The 17698-nt window shown below is 70.8% G+C and carries 16 protein-coding genes and 1 tRNA gene; 6 read left to right on the plus strand and 11 right to left on the minus strand.

The window, feature by feature from the left end; translation table 11 throughout:
* On the minus strand, window positions 1-2075 hold a 2075-nt coding region (gene parC / locus VLI41_RS05460), incomplete at its 3' end, for a DNA topoisomerase IV subunit A (RefSeq protein WP_325267048.1).
* Window positions 2076-2292: 217 nt separating this feature from the next.
* Here parC and VLI41_RS05465 point away from each other — a divergent pair.
* Window positions 2293-2655 (plus strand): BlaI/MecI/CopY family transcriptional regulator, encoded by a 363-nt coding sequence (locus tag VLI41_RS05465; RefSeq protein ID WP_325267049.1) that lies wholly within the window; start codon window positions 2293-2295, stop codon window positions 2653-2655.
* On the plus strand, window positions 2652-3875 hold the full coding sequence (locus tag VLI41_RS05470; protein WP_325267050.1) for a TonB family protein: 1224 nt from the start codon (window positions 2652-2654) through the stop codon (window positions 3873-3875). The genes VLI41_RS05465 and VLI41_RS05470 overlap by 4 nt, the downstream gene beginning before the upstream one ends.
* A gap of 37 nt (window positions 3876-3912) precedes the next feature.
* Here VLI41_RS05470 and recO read toward each other — a convergent pair whose 3' ends face one another.
* The 4 genes from recO to lepB all read right to left on the minus strand — a co-directional run bounded on the left by recO (window position 3913) and on the right by lepB (window position 7159).
* Window positions 3913-4647 (minus strand): DNA repair protein RecO, encoded by a 735-nt coding sequence (gene recO, locus VLI41_RS05475; RefSeq protein WP_325267051.1) that lies wholly within the window; start codon window positions 4645-4647, stop codon window positions 3913-3915.
* Window positions 4648-4773: 126 nt separating this feature from the next.
* Window positions 4774-5691, minus strand: a complete 918-nt coding sequence (gene era, locus VLI41_RS05480) for a GTPase Era (RefSeq protein ID WP_325267052.1) — start codon at window positions 5689-5691, stop codon at window positions 4774-4776.
* Window positions 5688-6383 (minus strand): ribonuclease III, encoded by a 696-nt coding sequence (rnc, locus tag VLI41_RS05485; RefSeq protein WP_325267053.1) that lies wholly within the window; start codon window positions 6381-6383, stop codon window positions 5688-5690. The genes era and rnc overlap by 4 nt, the downstream gene beginning before the upstream one ends.
* Complete coding sequence (gene lepB / locus VLI41_RS05490; RefSeq protein ID WP_325267054.1) at window positions 6380-7159, minus strand: signal peptidase I; 780 nt, start codon at window positions 7157-7159, stop codon at window positions 6380-6382. Before lepB ends, rnc begins: the two co-directional genes overlap by 4 nt.
* Before the next feature lie 209 nt (window positions 7160-7368).
* Between lepB and VLI41_RS05495 the strand changes: the two genes are divergently transcribed.
* Window positions 7369-7833 (plus strand): DUF3761 domain-containing protein, encoded by a 465-nt coding sequence (locus tag VLI41_RS05495; RefSeq protein ID WP_325267055.1) that lies wholly within the window; start codon window positions 7369-7371, stop codon window positions 7831-7833.
* A 37-nt stretch (window positions 7834-7870) separates the two neighbouring features.
* On the opposite strand, the gene VLI41_RS05500 is transcribed toward VLI41_RS05495, so the two are convergent.
* Window positions 7871-9283 carry a Mur ligase family protein gene (locus VLI41_RS05500; protein ID WP_325267056.1) on the minus strand — a complete coding sequence of 471 codons (1413 nt, stop codon included), beginning with the start codon at window positions 9281-9283 and terminating at the stop codon, window positions 7871-7873.
* 352 nt (window positions 9284-9635) lie between these two features.
* On the opposite strand from VLI41_RS05500, the gene VLI41_RS05505 reads away from it, so the two are divergent.
* Window positions 9636-9711 (plus strand) — tRNA-Asn (locus VLI41_RS05505).
* 25 nt (window positions 9712-9736) lie between these two features.
* Here the strand turns inward: VLI41_RS05505 and VLI41_RS05510 are convergent.
* The 4 genes from VLI41_RS05510 to VLI41_RS05525 all read right to left on the minus strand — a co-directional run bounded on the left by VLI41_RS05510 (window position 9737) and on the right by VLI41_RS05525 (window position 14766).
* Complete coding sequence (locus VLI41_RS05510) at window positions 9737-10936, minus strand: LLM class flavin-dependent oxidoreductase (protein WP_325267057.1); 1200 nt, start codon at window positions 10934-10936, stop codon at window positions 9737-9739.
* A gap of 87 nt (window positions 10937-11023) precedes the next feature.
* Complete coding sequence (locus VLI41_RS05515; RefSeq protein WP_325267058.1) at window positions 11024-12025, minus strand: cyclase family protein; 1002 nt, start codon at window positions 12023-12025, stop codon at window positions 11024-11026.
* Window positions 12022-12537: a VOC family protein gene (locus VLI41_RS05520; protein ID WP_325267059.1), complete on the minus strand. Its 516-nt coding sequence runs from the start codon at window positions 12535-12537 to the stop codon at window positions 12022-12024. The genes VLI41_RS05515 and VLI41_RS05520 overlap by 4 nt, the downstream gene beginning before the upstream one ends.
* 12 nt (window positions 12538-12549) lie before the next feature.
* Window positions 12550-14766 (minus strand): TonB-dependent receptor, encoded by a 2217-nt coding sequence (locus VLI41_RS05525; protein WP_325267060.1) that lies wholly within the window; start codon window positions 14764-14766, stop codon window positions 12550-12552.
* A gap of 243 nt (window positions 14767-15009) precedes the next feature.
* Here VLI41_RS05525 and VLI41_RS05530 point away from each other — a divergent pair, with 243 nt between their 5' ends.
* Window positions 15010-15636, plus strand: a complete 627-nt coding sequence (locus tag VLI41_RS05530) for a TetR/AcrR family transcriptional regulator (RefSeq protein ID WP_325267061.1) — start codon at window positions 15010-15012, stop codon at window positions 15634-15636.
* Window positions 15637-15946: 310 nt separating this feature from the next.
* Here the strand turns inward: VLI41_RS05530 and VLI41_RS05535 are convergent, their stop codons facing one another.
* Window positions 15947-16387 carry a VOC family protein gene (locus VLI41_RS05535; RefSeq protein ID WP_325267074.1) on the minus strand — a complete coding sequence of 147 codons (441 nt, stop codon included), beginning with the start codon at window positions 16385-16387 and terminating at the stop codon, window positions 15947-15949.
* A 231-nt stretch (window positions 16388-16618) separates the two neighbouring features.
* Between VLI41_RS05535 and VLI41_RS05540 the strand changes: the two genes are divergently transcribed.
* Window positions 16619-17692: an efflux RND transporter periplasmic adaptor subunit gene (locus tag VLI41_RS05540; protein WP_325267062.1), complete on the plus strand. Its 1074-nt coding sequence runs from the start codon at window positions 16619-16621 to the stop codon at window positions 17690-17692.
* The last annotated feature ends 6 nt before the right edge of the window (window positions 17693-17698 follow it).

A 17698-nucleotide genomic window follows, 5' to 3' on the forward strand; every position in this document is an offset into this window, starting at 1 on the left:
AGGCCGCCTTCGCGGTAGGCCTGCAGCTTGACGCCCTTGCCGCGGGGCATCTCGGGCAGCTCGGCGAGCGGGAAGATCAGCAGCTTGCCGTTGTCGCCGATCACCGCCAGCTGGTCGGCGTCGCCGACCGCTTCGCAGACGGCGGCCTGCTTGGAATTCAGTACCTGCTTGCCGGCCCGGCGGAAGGCGATCGCCTCGGCCTCGGGCAGGATGAAGCCGTAGCCCTCCTTGCCGGCCACGATGCGCCGGGCGCCCGGGCGGTGGACGAAGACGTCGAGGATGTCGACCCGGTCGTCGAGGTCGATCATCAGGCGCAAGGGCTCGCCCGCGCCGCGCGCCGAGGGGAGCTTGTCGCAGGAAAGCGTGAAGAAGCGGCCGTCGGAGGCGAAGATCAGGAGCTTGTCGGTGGTCTGGCCTTCGACCAGGAAGGCCAGCCGGTCGCCCTCCTTGAACTTCAGCTCGGAGGGGTCGTCGATGCGGCCCTTGGCGGCGCGGATCCAGCCGCGCTCGGAGAGGATGACCGTGATCGGCTCGCGCACGATCATCGCCTCCATGGCCGCCTCGGCGTCGACCTGCGGGGCGGCGGCGAAGGCCGAGCGGCGGCGGGCGAGGTCGCCGAGCTGGGCCTTGACGTCGCGCAGGCCGGCGCCGACCAGCGTCCACTGGGCGCGCTCGGAGGCCAGCATGGCGGCGATGCCGTCGCGCTCCTCGGAAAGCTCGGCGTGCTCGCGGCGCAGCTCCATCTCCTCCAGCCGGGCGAGCTGGCGCAGGCGGGTGTTGAGGATCGCCTCGGCCTGGACGTCGTCGAGCGCGAAGGCCTCGATCAGCCTGGCCTTGGGCTCGGCCTCGTAGCGGACGATGCGGATCACCTCGTCGAGGTTGAGGTAGGCGACGACGAGGCCGTCGAGGATGTGCAGCCGGGCCTCGATTTTGCCCAGCCGATGGCGGGCTCTACGGACCAGCACCTCGCGGCGGTGATCGAGGAAGGCCAGCAAAGCCTGGCGCAGGTTGAGCACGCCGGGGGTTCCGCGCGCGTCGAGGACGTTGAGGTTGACGCTGAAGCGGGTCTCCAGGTCGGAGAGCCGGAACAGGCTCTCCATCAGCACCTCGGGGTCGATGTTGCGGCTCTTGGGCTCCAGCACCAGGCGGACGTCCTCGGCGGACTCGTCGCGCACGTCGCCGAGCAGCGGGGCCTTCTTGGTCTCGATCAGCAGGGCGAGCGCCTCGACCAGATCGGCCTTCTTGACCTGGTAGGGGACCTCGGTGACGACGATCCGCCAGGTCCCGTTGGGCAGCTTCTCCTTCTCCCAGCGGGCGCGCAGGCGCACCCCGCCCTTGCCGGTCTCGTAGGTCTCGAGGAGCGAGGCCTGCGGCTCGACGATGACGCCGCCGGTCGGGAAGTCCGGGCCCCTGACGTGAGCCATCAGCTCGGCCGTGGAGGCGCTGCGATTGGCGAGCAGCGCCAGGCAGGCCTCGATCAGCTCGCCCGGATTGTGCGGCGGGATGGAGGTGGCCATGCCGACCGCGATGCCGGTCGCGCCGTTGGCCAGCAGGTTCGGGAAGCCGGCGGGCAGCACCGTCGGCTCCGCCTCGGAGCCGTCGTAGGTGGGCTTGAAGTCGACCGCCTCCTCGTCGATGCCGTCCAAGAGCAGCATGGCCGCGGCGGTGAGCCTGGCCTCGGTGTAGCGCATGGCCGCGGCGTTATCGCCGTCGATGTTGCCGAAGTTGCCCTGGCCGTCGACCAGCGGGATGCGCTGGGCGAAGGCCTGGGCCATGCGCACCAGGGTGTCGTAGATCGCCTGGTCGCCGTGCGGGTGGTAGCCGCCCATCACCTCGCCCACCACCTTGGCGCACTTGCGGGCCGCGGCCTCGGGCGCGAGGCGCATCTCGCGCATGGCGTAGAGCACGCGCCGCTGCACCGGCTTCAGCCCGTCGCGCACGTCCGGCAGGGCGCGGTCGGTGATGACGCTGAGCGCATAGGCGAGATAGCGCCGGCTGAGCGCTTCGGCGAGCGGCTCGTCGATGATCCGGTCGCGCTCGCCGGGACCGTCGGGGGGCGGGGTGTCGAGGGGCATGGGGAATCAGGTTCGGGGAAATCTACCCTGATCTAGCGCGCGACGGACGGCCCGTCGCGGTGACTCTCCACCGCCCGTCCCCGCGAAGGCGGGGATCCGAGCCGAGATGGGACGCGCCCAAAGGCAGCTTGGGTTCCCGCCTTCGCGGGAATGAGCGGTTCTTGTTGACTCCACCGTTTACCGGTGTAATCGATGATGCGTTTACAGGAGTAAACGCATGAAGATCAGCGCGGCCGAGAGCGTGATCATGGAGGCGCTGTGGCGCGAGAGCCCGCGCGCCGCCGAGGCCATCGGCGCCGAGGTCGCCCCCGGCCAGGGCTGGTCCGAGGGCACCGTCAAGACCCTGATCAACAGGCTCATGAAGAAGTCGGCGATCGCCGCGCAGAAGGACGGCCGCCGCTATCTCTACCGCCCGCTGCTGGCCCGCGAGGCCTATGTCGCGGCCGAGAGCCAGGGTCTGCTGGACCGCCTGTTCGAGGGCCGCCTCGCCCCGCTCGTCAGCCACTTCTCGAAGAGCCGCAAGCTGACCCCCGAGGACGTCGAGGAGCTGAAGCGCCTGATCCGCGAGCTCGACCGATGATGCGCGACCTCGCCCTCGCCGTCCTGGGCGCCAACCTCGCCGCGGCGCTGGCGGTGCTCGCGGTGCTGCCGCTCCGGCGCCTGATGCGCCCGAGGCTCGGCGCGCGCGCCGCCTACGCGCTCTGGATCGCCCCGCCGCTCGCAGCCCTGGCGGTGCTCGTCCCGCACCGCACGCCGGTCGGCGCAGCCGTCGCGCCGCTGGTGGCCCAGGCCGGCCGCGCCGTGGGCCGCGCCCTGCCCGCCGCGCCGGCGCAGGTCCTCTGGGCCACGGCCCTGGTGGCGCTCTGGGCGGCCGGCGCGCTGGCCTTCGCCCTCTGGCTCGCCGCGCGCCAGAGCGCCTTCCTGCGCGGCCTCGGCCGGCTGACGCCCATCGGCGGCGAGGACCGCGTGCTGCGCGCCGAGCGCACCGAGGCCGGCCCCGCGCTGGTGGGCGCGCTGCGGCCCCGCATCGTGACGCCGGCCGACTTCGAGACCCGCTATGGCGCGGGCGAGCGCGCGCTGATCCTGGCGCACGAGCGCAGCCACCTGGCGGCCGGCGACGGGCTCGTCAACGCCGCGGCCTGCGCCGTGCAGTGCCTCGGCTGGTTCAATCCGCTGGTGCATCTGGGCGTTCGGGCGCTGCGCGTCGACCAGGAGCTCGCCTGCGACGCCGAGGTGATCGGCAGGTTCCCCGCCGCCCGCCAGCTCTACGGCGAACTGCTGCTCAAGACCCAGCTCGCCTACGAGGTCCTGCCGCTCGGCTGCCACTGGCCGGCCAAGGGCCAGCACCCCCTGAAGGAGAGGATCGCCATGCTGAAGTCCCCGCTGCCCGCGCCGGGCGAACGTCGCGCCGGGCTCGCCGTCGCCGCCCTGGTCGGCCTCGCCGCGGCCAGCTGCGCCTGGGCCGCCAGCGGCGAGGCGCGCCACACGGTCACCCGGCCCGACTGGCTCGTGAAACCGGTCCCGAAGGATCTCATCGACGCCTATCCGCCGGCCGCCCTGAAGGCGCACGAGAGCGGCGCCGCCAAGATCGGCTGCGGCGTGGCGGCCGACGGCAAGCTGACCGGCTGCCGGATCCTCAGCGAGTCGCCGAAAGGGGCTGGTTTCGGGGCGGCGGCCATGGCGCTCTCGGCCCGCTTCCAGATGAAGCCGATGAGCAAGGACGGCAAACCGGTCGCCGGCGGCGTGGTGCGCATCCCGATCCGCTTCATGGTCCCGACCCAGCCCGCCCCGAAGAGCTAGATGCTCGTCGAGGTCCCGCCGCCGCGCGCGGAGATCCTCAGCCAAGCCGCCCGGCGTCCCTCAGCCGGTCGACGAGCCAGAGGCGGGCGGGGGGCAGGGGGCGGTTGACGGGATTGAAGATGAAGACCTCCAGGAAGTGCGCCGTGAGGGCGAGGCCGGCGGCGACGTCCCCCGGCTGCAGCGGCGCCTGGGCCGACAGCAGGAAGCCCGGCAGCGGCAAGAGGCGGTCCCGGTAGGGCTCGCCGGCCTGGCGGCTGACGGCGCGGCCGGTGCGCGGCGAGACGAACGCCAGCTCGTCGACGGCGCCGGTGACCGCGCACTTGGAGAGGTCGAGGCCGAAGCCCAGCTCCTCGAGCAGGCCTGCCTCGAAGCGCACGAAGACGGCGGGCCAGATGTCGGGCTGGGCGAAAGCGCCGGCGAGCGCCTGGAAGGCGAGGTAGGCGCCCGGATGCGGCTCACGCTCGGGCAGCGCGCCGGCGGCCACCGCGGCCGCGGCGGCGAGCCCGGCCAGCGCCAGCGGCTCGTCGAACAGCGCGGCGGGCCCCTCCCCCTGCGGCTCCAGCGTGGCCGAGCCGAGCTGGTCGGCGGTGCGGGCGCGGAAGCGGGCGGTCACCGGGGCGCCGGCCTGCAGGAAGGGGCGCATGCGCTTCGAGGCGCCGCCGGCCACGTGGGCGGCGTACTTGCCGTGCCGGGCGGTGAGCAGCTCGACCACCGCCCCGGTCTCGCCGTGGGCGCGGGCGGCGAGCACGAAGGCCTCGTCCTCGAATTCCATAGAACAACACCTAACCGTCATCCCGGCCGCAGCGAAGCGGAGAGCCGGGACCCAGGCCGCCGTGCGCCGGCCCCCGGGTCCCGGATCGGCCTGGCGGCCGTCCGGGATGGCGCAGCGGATTGGGTTTCAGGCGTCGAAGTCGAGCCCGAGGGCGGCGTAGCGTTCGCGGCGTTCGGCCCAGTGCTCGTCGACCTCGACGTGCAGGAAGAGGTGGACGGGATGGCCGAGCAGCTCGGCGAGCTCCTCGCGCGCCTTGCTGCCGATCCACTTCAGGGTCTGGCCGGCCTTGCCGAGCACGATCGGACGCTGGCTCTCGCGCTGCACGTAGATGGTCTGCTCGAGGCGCAGCGAGCCGTCCTTGCGGTCCTCGAAGGCGGTGGTCTCGACGGCGGCCGCATAGGGCAGCTCCTCGTGCAGGCGCAGGTAGAGCTTCTCGCGGGTGATCTCGGCGGCCATCAGCCGGGCGGGGAGATCGGCGGTCTGGTCCTCGGGGTAGAGCCACGGCGCCTCGGGCATGCGCGCGGCCAGCGTGCGCTTGAGGTCGGCGAGCCCCGAGCCGGTCTTCGCCGAAATCATGAAGACGTCGGTATAGACGCCCGTCTCGAAAAGGCCTTTCGAAACCTCGAGCAGCGCCTCGCGCTTCACGGCGTCGACCTTGTTGAGCGCCAGGATCGCGGCCTTGCCGTGCCGTTTCAGGCCGAGGGCGATGGCGTCCACGTCCTCGCGGGCGCGCCGGTCCGCGCCGCTGTCGCCGAGCTGGGCGGCGGCGTCCACCAGATGGACGATGGCGTCGGCCTCCTCCGCCCCGCCCCAGGCGGCGCGCACCATGGCCCGGTCGAGCCGGCGCCTCGGCTGGAAGATCCCCGGCGTGTCGACCAGCACGATCTGGGCCTCGCCCTCGATGGCCACGCCGCGCACCGGGAAGCGGGTGGTCTGCACCTTCTGGGTGACGATGGAGACCTTGGCGCCGACCAGCCGGTTGGTGAGCGTCGACTTGCCGGCATTGGGCGCGCCGATGACCGCGACGAAGCCGGCCCGGGTCATTGGGCGCCGATCCGCTCGAGCAGGGCTTCCGCCGCCAGCTTCTCCGCCTCCCGCTTCGAGCCCGCCTCGGCCGCCACCGGCTCGTGGCCGGGGACGAAGACGTCCACCCGGAAGTGGGGCGCGTGGGCCGGACCCGACTGGGAGAGCACGCGGTACTTCGGCTCGGAGCCGGCGTGCTTGAGCGCCCATTCGTTGAGCCGGGACTTGACGTCGCGCTTCTCCGGCGCGTTCAGCCGCGCGAACTGGTCCGTCCACAGCCGGAGCACGCAATCGCGGGTGAATTCGAAGCCGGCGTCGCGGTAGAGCGCCGCGATCAGGGCCTCCGTCGCATCGCCGATGACGCGCATGTTGCGGCGCATCCCGACCTTGCCCGCGCCGCCGCCGAAGCGCAGGGCCTGATGGAGGCCGAGCGCCTGGCCCACCTCGGCGCAGGCCTCCACATTGATCAGCTTGTGGAAGGCCTTGGTCAGGACGCCCTCGGGAGCCTCCGGCACGCGGCGCATCAGTTCGTCGGCGATGATCAGGTTGAGGACCCGGTCGCCGAGGAACTCCAGGCGCTCGTTGGTCTGGGCGTCGGGATCGCGGTCGCCGACGCTGGCGTGGGTCAGGGCCCGCTCGAGCAACTCCCGATCAACGAAGACGTGGCCGAGCTGAGCCTCCAGCCCCGCGATCGCTTCGAGTCGGGCGTTCATTGCAGCAGGTGGGCGAACCGGCTCGGGCGGGCGTTGAGCACCCAGGTCCAGGGCTTGAAGATCGAGGCGCCGGGCTTCCAGGACAGCAGGATAATCTGCGCCTTGCCTTCCAGGTTCTCGGCCGGCACGAAGCCCACCCCGCCCTCGGCCGGCGGGACGCGGCTATCGGAGGAGTTGTCGCGGTTGTCGCCCATCATGAAGTAGTGGCCCTCGGGGACCACGAAGACGCCGGTGTTGTCGAGATCGTTGTCGGGACCCCAGTCGTCGGTCATGAAGCTGGCCCCGCCCGGCAGGGTCTCGCGATAGCGGAACACGTCGCGCACGAAGCCGTAGCCGGTGTCTTCCTTGACCGTGCCGGCGTACTGCCGCGGCACCTGCGCGCCGTTGATGTAGAGCAGGCCCTTCTTCATCTGGATGCGATCGCCGGGCAGGCCGATCAGGCGCTTGACATAGTCGGTGTGGTTGTCGCGCGGCAGCTTGAAGACCACGATGTCGCCGCGGTGCGGCGCCTGCTCGAGGATGCGGCCGTGGAACAGCGGCGGGCTGAACGGGATCGAGTGCCGCGACCAGCCATAGGTCCATTTGGAGACGATGATGTAGTCGCCCTCGTAGAGGTTCGGCTCCATCGAGGCCGAGGGAATGGTGTAGGGCTGGAAGAAGATCACCCGCAGGAACAGGGCGATCAGCAGGGCGTAGACGACCGTCTTGACGATCTCGATGACTTCGCCCGCGGCGCTGGTTTTCGTTTGGCTCTGCGCGGCCACGTTCTCGCTCATGGATGGTCCCGGATGGCGTCCGGCGCGCCGGACGGGCTGTTGCTACGCGTTGCATAAGGCATGAGCAAGACCGCGGCCCGTGAACTCTTGCTCATGAGGCGGCGGCGGGCGGGGCGGTTCGCCGCGGACGCGGCGCGCGATTGGGGAACTTGCGCCCGGCGCCTCGGGTTGGCTGGCGCATCAGCGAAGCCACCACGGAAGGTGTTCATATGCTTCGGAAATCCCAGGCCATCGCCGCGGCGGGGGCGCTCGCCCTGCTCGCCGCCGGCGCCGCCGACGCCAAGACCTGCCGCGACGCGGCGGGACATTTCGCCGCCTGCCCCAAGGCCGCCGCCAAGGCCACCCCGGCCGCCAGCGCCGCGGTCAACGCCTCGGCCCGTCCGGGCATGGCGGCGACCGCGCAGGCCCGCTGCCGCGACGCGCAGGGCCATTTCGTGAGCTGCGCCGCGGTGGCGGCCCCCGCCCCACGGGCCGCCGCCCGGGCCAGGCCCTCGGTCCTGTCGCGGATCACCCGCGCGCCCACCGGAACGGCGGTCAACACCGCCGCGGCGGCGCCCGCCGCGCCGGCCGCCCCCGGGGCGGCCACGGCCCGCTGCCGCGACGGCTCGCTGAGCTACAGCCGCCACCGCTCCGGCTCCTGCGCCGGCCACGGCGGGGTCGCCGCCTGGCTGTAGCCGCGCGCCGTGTTCACGAGGTCGGGGCCGGCGGGGCTCAGGCCGCGGCGGCCTCGCCGTAGAGCTCGTCGAACACTGGCGGGAGCGCGTCGGGCAGGCCGAGCAGCGGGCCGGAGGAGAGCAGCAGCACGGCCTCGTCGCCGGCGAGGTCGCTGAGCGCCTGGATGGCCGCCTTGGCGGTCGTGACGCCCTCGACGGGGACTCCGGCGGCCGCGGTGCGCTGGAGGATCTCGGCGTGGCTCGACTGGTGGTGGGTCTCGGCCCCGTGGGTCGGCGGCGGGGCGATCAGCACGCGCGCGGCGCCTGCGAACACCGTGTCGTACCAGGCGAGCGCGTCGCGGCTGCGCCAGGAGAAGGTGTGCGGCTCGAAGACCACGACCAGCGGCCGCTCCGGATAGTGCAGCAGCATGGCCTCGATCGCCGAGCGGGCCTTCTCGTAGGAGGAGCCGAAGCCCTCGATGAGCGGGATCCGCGAGCGGGCGGCGAGGCGGTCGAGCCGCCGGCGGATGCCGGCGAAGCCGGGGACGGCGCGGGCCAGCGCCGCCTCCGAAACCAGGCCGCGCTCCAGCAGGTAGGCGGCGACGCCCACGATGTTCTCGATGTTGTGCTCGCCCAGGAGGCTGGTCGCGAGCGCCAGGCGCCGGCCGGCCGGGGAGACCAGCGTGAAGCGGGTGGTCTCGCCGAACGCGACGTCGGCGGCATGCCAGCCCGCGCCGGGCGCGGTGTCGTACCAGGTGATCCGGCAGGCCGCCTCGGGCGCGATCGCGCGGATCGCGGGATGGTCGCGGGCGGTCAGCAGCCCGTCGGGCGGAAGCCGGCGCAGCAGCTCGCGGAACGGCGCCTCGTACTCCGCGAAGGTCGGGAAGACGTTGACGTGGTCGTGGACCAGCGAGGTGAGCAGCACGTCGCGGGGATGGTAGAGCGCGAACTTCGAGCGGCGGTCGGCGGGGCCCACGATGTACTCGTCGCCCTCGATCACCACCTCCGGCGCGGTCCCCCAATGGCCGGTGGCCGGCAGCGAGGGGGAGATGGCGCCGATCATCCAGCCCGCGTCGTGCGCCGCCTCGCGCAGCACGTGGGCGATCAGCGCCGTGCAGGTGGACTTGCCGAACGAGCCCGCGACGACGGTGTTGCGGCGGCCTTGCGTCGCCTCCCCCACCAGCTCCGGGAAGCTGGTGATCCGGATCCCGCGGCGGCGGGCCTCGGCGACCTCGGGATTGTCGGCGCCGCCGAGCTTGGCCGAGGCGCCCAGCACCAGGACGTCCAGGCGCTCGGGCAGGTTCTTGGCCGCGAAGCTGCGGAAGAACGGGAAGCCCAGCCCCTCGACGTAGGTCGACAGCGGCGGGAAGGCCTCGGCGTCCGAGCCCGACACCTCGTGGCCGGCGTCGCGCATCATCAAGGCGGCGGCGCTCATGCCGGCGCCGGCGATCCCGGTGAAGTGGATGCGCATGGGCTTGCAGCGACTCCGCGAACTGGCGATCAGGCGACGTGACTAGCCGATCGCAGGGGCGGCTCCAATCGGGAGCGACAAAGGGTCCGCGGGCGCAATCCGGGCGATTCGCGCCGATCGCCACAAGGGCAACGCGATTAACAGGACATTTGAAAGCGTTAGAGCCGTTAACCTTGGCTTAACCACGGAGGTCCACCCTCTCGAAGTCTTCCTTGAAGACACCCCACCATCACCGACTTCAATTCAGCCCGGCGTCCGCGCCGGGCTCTTTTTTCAGGCCCGCCGATGCGGCGCCGGGGCGCTTGCACGGTCCTGCGGGCGCGCGTATATGCCCGGCCCTCGACGGCCCTGATCCTCGGTAGCTCAGTTGGTAGAGCAGCCGGCTGTTAACCGGCGGGTCGCAGGTTCGAGTCCTGCCCGGGGAGCCATCGAGCAGAGCCGAGCCCACCGCGCTCAGGCCACCACTTCCGACCGTTCCTCGGCAAATGCCGGCGCCAGATGGCGGCCGGCCAGCTCGAAGCTGCGCAGCACGGCCTCGTGCGGGATCGCGCCGAACTGCATCAGGCACATCATGCGGTCCGCGCCGATGCCGCGGTAGGCCTGCAGTTTCTCGACGCATTGCGCCGGATCGCCGATCACGACGCTATCGAGCGGCTCCAGCACCTCGTGGGCCTCCGCGAAGCTGATCTCTTCGCCCACGGCCATCCGCTTGAGCACCTTCACCACCTCGGGGTCGTCGGCCTGGATGTCGACCTCGTGCGGGTCGAGCTGGGTGGCGGCGGTGTCGCGGGGCGAGTTCGGATGCAGGCCGGCCTTGATCATGTCGTACCAGATGCGGCGCGGCACCTTGAACACTGTCGGGGCGGCGTTGACGTACCACAGGGCCGACCAGGCGGCGCCGTTGCGGATCGCCGCGGCGCGGTCCTCGGCCACGTGCACGAAGGTGAACACCCCCTTCTGCCGGTTGATCGTCTTGCCGGCCGGCTGCTTGCAGTCCGCCAGGCCGCGGTCGTGCTCGCGCAGCATCTGACCCAGGAAGGCCACCGGGCTGAGCAACGTGGTGCCCAGCGCGCCGACGCCCATCTCGCCGGCCATGTAGAAGCTGTCGGGCGAGCCGCAGGTCTGCCACAGCCTTGGATGCGGCCGCTGCATCGGCTTGGGGGTCACTTCCCGCGCCGGCACCTCGTAATCGGCCGATGTCCAGGAGAACTCCGGCTCGCTCCACATGCGCGGGATCATGTGCATGGCGTCGCGGACCTGGTCGCGAGCGGTCTCGGGATCGACCCCGAAGGTCTCCCACTCCTTGCCGCCGGATTTCGCAAGGCCCAGCTCGAAACGGCCGTTGGAAATCAGGTCCAAGGTGGCCCCGCGCTCGGCCACCCGCAGCGGGGCGTTGATGCGGAAGGGCGCGAGCACTCCGGCATGGCCGACGCGCAGCCGCTCCGTGCTCATGGCGATGGCGGTCAGCACCACCTCCGGTGCGGAGGAGTAGCTGAATTCCGGCGAGCCGTGGTGCTCCACCTGCCACCAGATGTCGAAGCCGGCGGCCTCGGCGGCCCGGGCCTGCTCCAGGACTTCGGCGAACAGGCTCCGCTCGTCCTTGCCGTTCCAGGGGAAGGCCCGCTGGATCTCGCAGAAGACGTCGAATTTCATGGGAGGCTCCTTCGGCCGGGGTGAGAGACATAACGCTTGTTATGTATCGAGACAGCACTCGTCGTGAGGATCGGAAGGCGCCGCATCTCAGAACACGGCGATGGGATTGAGTGGCGAGCCGGTGCCGCCTTCGATCCGCAGCGGCGCGAGCGCGAGCTGGAAACTCCAGCGGCTCAGCTCGGTGCAGACGCGCGCAAGCAGCTCAAGATCGAGGTTGTCCAGCAGGTGCAGGCCCATGCCGGCGAGCGCCAGCATGTGGATCGGCATGGCCCAGTCGCGGTGCGCCTGGCCCGGCGGGATCGGATCGTGCACGCCATCACCGCCGAGCACCGCAGCCTCACGCGCGTGCAGCCATCCGGCGACGCGCGGATCGAGACCGGGCACGACCTGGTCGTTGAAGCGGGTGCGGCGCACGTCGCGTCCCAGCCGGATCATGACAAGATCGCCCCTGGAAATCGTAACGCCGTGCGCCTGCTCGGCCTCCTCCAGCTCAGCCACGGTGACCATGCGCGCCGGATCGCAGAACTCGACGCCCAGCGCCTTCGGCACGTCGAGCAGGACGCCGCGGCCGACCACGCCGTCCTTCAGGGCCATGATGGTGTTGTGGCGGGCCCCGGTGCTCTTCACGTCGGCGGCGGGGCGGTCGTTGTACATCCGCCCCTGGGCGAACACGTGGCACAGCGCATCGATGTGGCTGGAGGCCATGCCGTGGAAGGCGATGCCGATGAAGTCGGTGACCGTCTCCAGGCCATCCATACCCGGGATGCAGGGATCGTCGCCCGCGATCACCATGTGGTGCAGGGCGGGCCAGGGATTCTCAGGCCCCGGGCGGGTGGGGAAGTCGCGCGACAGGCTGACGGTGCGGCCCTCGCGGACCAGACCCGCGGCGCGGACGACCTCCGGCGCACCGATGTGGTTGAGCGTCCCGCGCTCGTCGTCGGGGCCCCAGCGGCCCCAGTTGGAGACCTGCTCGAACAGCGCCTTCAGCTCGGCCTCGCTCATCGACTGCGGATGGGCGCCCTGCCGCGGATCGGCCGAGACCGGCGTGCCCCCGCAACAGACGCAGGTCGCCTCGAAGAATCGTCTCATCGCGACTCGCCCAGCGCCTCGTTGGCCCGGGAGTGCCGCACCCCCGGCTGCAACTCGATGAGCTCGATCAGATTTCCGTTCGGGTCATAGCAGCAACACGATCCGACCAGCCCGAGCGCCGCCTCGGGTTCGTAGACGTCCCGGGTGAAGCGAACGCCCTTGGCCGACAGCTCGCGGTGGGCCTGGCGCACATGGCGGGTGCGGAAGGCGATGATCCGCGGAACCTCGTCGGGCGCGCAGGCCGGGTCCGGGAACGCCGCCTTCGGCTCGACCCATTCGATGAGGTCGATCATCGGCCCGCCGGGATCGGAGGGCAGGACCATGAGCACGCCCCGCCCCTTGGCCTTTCGCATGCCGAAGATGCCGGCCACGAAGTCCGGCCACGCGACATTGCGCCGATCGTTCAGCACCTCGAAGCCGAGCAGCCGGTAGAAGGCCACCGACTCGTCGAGGTCGCGGCAGTTCACGACGGTGTGATAGAGGCTCGTCAGGGCCCAGCCGGTCTCGCTCATGCGCCCGATCCCCTAGAAATCCACACCGAACCGAACGCCGTACGTGCGCGGCGGGAAGTAGCTGAAGTTATCGGGCGCGAACCCCTCGCCAATGGTGTTGGACTGCAGCCCGTCGTTGGAGATCACCGTCTCGTCACCCAGATTGCGGCCGAAGATCTCCACGGTGAAGCGCTTGTCGGGCGACCGCCAGGTCACGTTGGCGTCGACCAGGGTGTAGGGCTTCTGCCGCTCGAGCGGCGAGTTCGCCGACAGGAAGAACAGATCGCCGGAATGGAAGACGTCGATCCGCGGCGTCACCTGGCCGAATGACGCTTCCCAGACGTATTGCGCGCCGAGGTCGTAGGTGTAGCGCGGGGTCTGCACCAGCCGGTGGCCCGCGAAGTTGCAGAGCCGGGTCACGGGATCGCAGCCCGGGGCCGGGCCTGAGAAGCGGTTGTTGATGGTGACGTACTGGTCGTACTTGGCGTCCGTGAAGGTGGCGCTGGCGTTGAGGCTCAGGCCATCGAGCGGGGTGGCGACGGCCTCCAGCTCGAGCCCGTTGATGTGCGCCCGGCCGGCGTTGTCGATGCGCGAGCCGGTGATGTCCTGCACGAACACCTGCATGTCCTTGATGTCTTCGCGATAGATCGCGCCGTTCAGCTGCAGGCGACGCTCGAGCCAGGTCGACTTGAAGCCGGCCTCGTAGGCGTTGACCTTCTCGGGCTGGTAGATTCCCGGGAAGTTGCCGACCAGGCCGCCGCCGGACAGGTAGCCCTTGGAAGCATTGGCGTAGAGCATCAGCTCCTCGCTCGGCCTATAGGCCAGGCCGATCTTGCCGGTGGTCTGGGTCCAGCTGCGGTCGAAGGTCTTGGCCTGGGGGAAGTCGAGGCCGACCAGCGGCAGGGCGAAGTCCAGGAAGTCGGCGCCCTTCTTGGTGTCGCGGGTGTAGCGCAGCCCGAGGGTCAACGTGAGCGGCACGGCCAGGGAGGTCTTGGCGAGGTCGTAGTCGACCTGTCCGAATGGGGCCCACGACAGCGTGCGGAAGTCGCCGCCGTTGCGGAACACGAAGGCGTCGAACAGCGCGGCCGGATCGTTCAGCCCGGTGTCGATGAACAGGAAATCCTGGTGCGCCTTCTCGCGGAACACGAACCCGCCGACGATCCACGACAGCGGCTGTGAGGACGGGTTCGAGGCGAGCCGCACCTCCTCCGATTCCTGGAACTGGCGAAGCGTCCAGAGCGGGTTGAGCGCGATGGTCAGCTCCGAGCCGTCGGCGTCGCTGGACTCCTTCCACTTGCTGGCCGCAAACCCGGTCACCGAGGTGAAGGTCGCGAAGCCCAGGTCGTAGTTGAAGGTCGCCGAGGCGTAGTAGTTGTTGTTGCCGTACATCTCCGGCGAGTTCTTCCGCACCTCGCGCGGATCGGTGAGGAAGGGCTGGGCGCCGACGAAACGGCCGGGCGCCTCCCACCACTGGGTCTTGGTGGCGACCGGGTCGCCGTTCCAGGAATTGGAGCCGATCAGCAGCAGGTTCGCCTTGTCGGAGAGCTTGAAATAAAGCTCGCCCCGGGCCAGCCAGAAGTCCTGGGCGTCGCCGTTGTGCGGCGCGCCCTGCCCGTTGAAGAGGTTCTTCTGATAGGGATCGTGCTCGGCGCGGACGACCGCGATCCTGGCCAGCACCTGCTGGTCGCCGTTGTCGTAGAGCGGCGCGTTCGCCCATGCGCGATAGGTCTGCGCCCCGTAGTTGCCGAACAGGGCGTCGACGTGGCCGTCGAGGGTGTCGGTCGGGTGATTGGTGATCACGTTGACCGAGCCGCCGACGGAGTTGCGGCCGTAGAGGGTGCCTTGCGGCCCGCGCAGCACCTCGATGCGATCGATGTCAAAGAACTCGGTGTCCACCGAGGTGGTGCGGGCGAGGTAGACCCCGTCGAGGTTGTAGGCCACGGGCGAGTCGCCGCCGCTGGTGGTGTTCTGGCTGCCGATGCCGCGCAACGTGATCACGTTCTCGCCGCCAGTGACGCCTGGGCCGAAGCGCAGGGACGGGACGCGCGTGCTCAGGTTCTCGAACCCGATCACACCCTGCCGCTCCAGGGCGGCGCCGGACAGCGCCGTCAGCGCGATCGGCACATTCTGCGCGCTCTCCTCGCGTTTCTCGGCGGTGACGATCAGTTGCTCGATGGTATTGGCCGGCGGGCTCGGCGCCGCAGCCATGGCCTGGCCGGCCCAGAAGCCGGCGATGGCCGACGCGCACAACAGAACGGCTCTGGTCGAGCGACCCATCGTTTCCCCCATCGTCTTCGGAAGCGCCGCGGCGCCGCGCCCCCCGTTCGCTGCAAGGCGCAAAACATAACACACGTTCTGTACATTCCAAGGAATACGTAACGATGGTTATGTAACGTGTGTTCTGCGATGCGGGCTCGATCCGGGGTTGCATCCCGGTCCGCGACACGGCAGAGCAGGCGCTCTGAGGGGCGCCGCAAGGGAAGGAGCCGACCGATGGCCAGGGCCGTCGATCATGCCGAGCGGCGCGAGATCTTCGCGGCCGCCGCCTTACGAGTGATCATGCGCGAGGGCGTCGCGGGGCTCACGGTCCGGGCGGTGGCCGCCGAGGCGGGCTTCACGACCGGCGCACTCACCCACTACTTCAATTCCAAGGATCAGCTGCTGATCGAGGCCTCCGAGTTGTCGGCCAGGCTGGTCCGCGAGCGCATGGAACGCGCGGAGCGGGTCCGGCCGGCGCTGGAGGCGGTCCGCCGGGTCGTGGCCCTGGCGCTCCCGCTGACCGCAGAGACCCGCGGCTACTGGCGCATCTGGCTCGCCTACTGGGAGCGCTCCAGCTACGACGACGAGGTCGCCCGGGTGATGCGGCTCCGCTACGACGAATGGCGCGGGCGACTGGAGCGCGTGTTGCGGCGCGCGCAGTCGGAAGCCGCGGTCGCGCCGGAGGTGGACGCGCGCGAGGCGGCCGAGGCGCTGATCGCCCTGGTCGACGGCATCGGGGTGCAGGTGGTGCTCGGCGTCAGCCGCATCTCGGCGGCGAGACAGCGGGCGATGTTCGACGCCTGGCTGGACAAGGTGAGGAGCGGCCGCGCGCCCACGCACGGCCTGCGCCGCTCGGCCTGAGACGCCGCCTTCAGACGGCCGCCGGGATGGAGGGTCCCGCAGCCGTGGGGGCCCGCCGGCAGCAGGGCGAGCGCCGGCCACTTCGCCCATGCGTAGAGCCGCGCGTGGGCGGCCATGGCGAGGTTGCTCAGCCAGGCTAAGCCTGCGCCGCCCTGGCCGCCCAGCACCGATACGGCCACGATGCGCCGGGCGCGGCGCGCATAGAGGCGGCTCTTGATCAGGCGCTCGCGGCTGGGCAGCGGGAATCTGCGAGCGGGACCGGGGCGGGCACGCGCTGGCGATAGGCCCCTGGCGTGGCGCTCCGGGCCGGCTACCAGGCGCCGAGGTTGGGCATGGACGTCCACGGCTCGGCGGGAGCCAGCGCCTTGCCCTTCTGCAAGAGCTCGATGGAGATCTGGTCGGGCGAGCGGACGAAGGCCATGCGGCCGTCGCGCGGCGGCCGGTTGATGGTCACGCCGCCCTCGTGGAGCCGCCGGCAGACGGCGTAGATGTCGTCGACGGCGTAGGCGAGGTGGCCGAAATTTCGCCCCCCGCCATAGTCCTCGGCGTCCCAGTTGTAGGTGAGCTCGACCATCGGCGCGCGCCGCGCCCTGGCCTCCTCGACGTCGTCGGGCGCGCTGAGAAACACCAGGGTGAAGCGGCCGCCGGAGTTCTCCGAGCGGCTCACTTCCACGAGGCCCAGCTTGTTGCAATAGAAGTCGAGGGAGGCCTCGAGGTCCTTCACGCGGACCATGGTGTGCAGGTATTTCACCGTCGGGCTCCTTATGCGGCGGACCTGCGGAGGATCCAGGCCGTCGTGCATAACTCCCTAACCCCGGCGTGCGATAGATCAACCGCTCGCGGACCAGGGAGGCTATCGTCTCCCGCGCGCGTGCGACGATTGTGTCTGCGATTTCATTTGCACTCGCGTAACGCTGACATCAGAAGCTCGGGGCTGATTCGGCCCGGGCGAGGACGCTCAGGGGCCGGGGGTTGAGCCGCAATGCGTTGGAAGTCCCAGTATGTATTCGTCGCCGTCGCAGCAGGCCTGCTGGTGCTGTACTTCGGCGCGCGGACGCTGCTGGACGGCGGCCATCGCCCGCAGGCCCAGGCCAAGCCCGCGGCCGCGCCGGCCAGCATGACCCCGAGCGTGCAGGTGATGCTCGTGCCCGAGGCGGTGCGCGAGCGGCAGGTGGCGCTGCGCGGGCGCACCCAGGCGACCCGCACCGTGGTGGTGAAGTCGGAGACCTCCGGCATCGTCGCCGAGACGCCGATCCTGCAGGGCACGGTCGTGCAGAAGGGCACGGTGCTGTGCCGGCTGGCCGTGGACGCCCGCCAGGCGGCGCTCGACCAGGCGCAGGCCAACCTGAAGTCCGCCCAGCTGCAGCAGAAGGCGGCCGCCGAGCTGGCCCGCAAGGGCTACCGCTCGCCGACCCAGGTGCTGCAGGCCCAGGCGCAGCTGGATTCCGCCCAGGCCGCGCTGCGCCAGGCGCAGATCCTGCTGGCGCAGGTGAACATCAAGGCGCCGTTCACCGGCGTGTTCGACCACCGCGACGCCGAGATCGGGACTTACCTGTCCCCGGGGCAGCCATGCGGGACGATGATCGAGCTCGATCCCATGCTGGTGGTGGGCGACGTCCCCGAGATGGACGCCGCCAAGCTGCATGTCGGCGCAACCGGCTCGGCGCACCTGGTGGAGGGCCAGACGCTGACCGGGCGCGTCCGCTACGTCGCCCATGACGCCGACCCGCAGACCCGGACCTACCACCTGGAGGTCATCGCGCCGAACCCGGGGCTGGCGGTCCGCTCGGGGCTGTCGGCCGAGCTGAGCATCGGCGTCGGCGCGGGCCCCGCACACCTGGTGCCGGTCTCGGCGCTGGTGCTCGACGCCGCCGGGCGGCAGGGCGTGCGCTACGTGACCGCCGACAACCGCGTCGCCTTCGCGCCGGTCAGCGTCATGCAGGAAACGCCGCAGGGGGTTTGGGTGAGCGGCCTCTCCGGCCCCGTTCGGGTCATCACCGTCGGCCAATCCTATGTGGCCGAGGGTCAGAAGGTGCAGGTCGCGCAGGCGCGCTAGCGCCGG

It is taken from the genome of Phenylobacterium sp. (assembly GCF_035475775.1).
Taxonomy (GTDB): Bacteria; Pseudomonadota; Alphaproteobacteria; order Caulobacterales; family Caulobacteraceae; genus Phenylobacterium.

Excerpts from the sequence above, each read along its gene's own strand:
- VLI41_RS05465 (WP_325267049.1), top strand. The coding sequence starts at position 2,293 with ATGAAGATCAGCGCGGCCGAGAGCGTGATCATGGAGGCGCTGTGGCGC.
- VLI41_RS05470 (WP_325267050.1), top strand. The coding sequence starts at position 2,652 with ATGATGCGCGACCTCGCCCTCGCCGTCCTGGGCGCCAACCTCGCCGCG.
- recO (WP_325267051.1), bottom strand. The coding sequence starts at position 4,647 with ATGGAATTCGAGGACGAGGCCTTCGTGCTCGCCGCCCGCGCCCACGGC.
- era (WP_325267052.1), bottom strand. The coding sequence starts at position 5,691 with ATGACCCGGGCCGGCTTCGTCGCGGTCATCGGCGCGCCCAATGCCGGC.
- rnc (WP_325267053.1), bottom strand. The coding sequence starts at position 6,383 with ATGAACGCCCGACTCGAAGCGATCGCGGGGCTGGAGGCTCAGCTCGGC.
- lepB (WP_325267054.1), bottom strand. The coding sequence starts at position 7,159 with ATGAGCGAGAACGTGGCCGCGCAGAGCCAAACGAAAACCAGCGCCGCG.
- VLI41_RS05495 (WP_325267055.1), top strand. The coding sequence starts at position 7,369 with ATGCTTCGGAAATCCCAGGCCATCGCCGCGGCGGGGGCGCTCGCCCTG.
- VLI41_RS05500 (WP_325267056.1), bottom strand. The coding sequence starts at position 9,283 with ATGCGCATCCACTTCACCGGGATCGCCGGCGCCGGCATGAGCGCCGCC.
- VLI41_RS05510 (WP_325267057.1), bottom strand. The coding sequence starts at position 10,936 with ATGAAATTCGACGTCTTCTGCGAGATCCAGCGGGCCTTCCCCTGGAAC.
- VLI41_RS05515 (WP_325267058.1), bottom strand. The coding sequence starts at position 12,025 with ATGAGACGATTCTTCGAGGCGACCTGCGTCTGTTGCGGGGGCACGCCG.
- VLI41_RS05520 (WP_325267059.1), bottom strand. The coding sequence starts at position 12,537 with ATGAGCGAGACCGGCTGGGCCCTGACGAGCCTCTATCACACCGTCGTG.
- VLI41_RS05530 (WP_325267061.1), top strand. The coding sequence starts at position 15,010 with ATGGCCAGGGCCGTCGATCATGCCGAGCGGCGCGAGATCTTCGCGGCC.
- VLI41_RS05540 (WP_325267062.1), top strand. The coding sequence starts at position 16,619 with ATGCGTTGGAAGTCCCAGTATGTATTCGTCGCCGTCGCAGCAGGCCTG.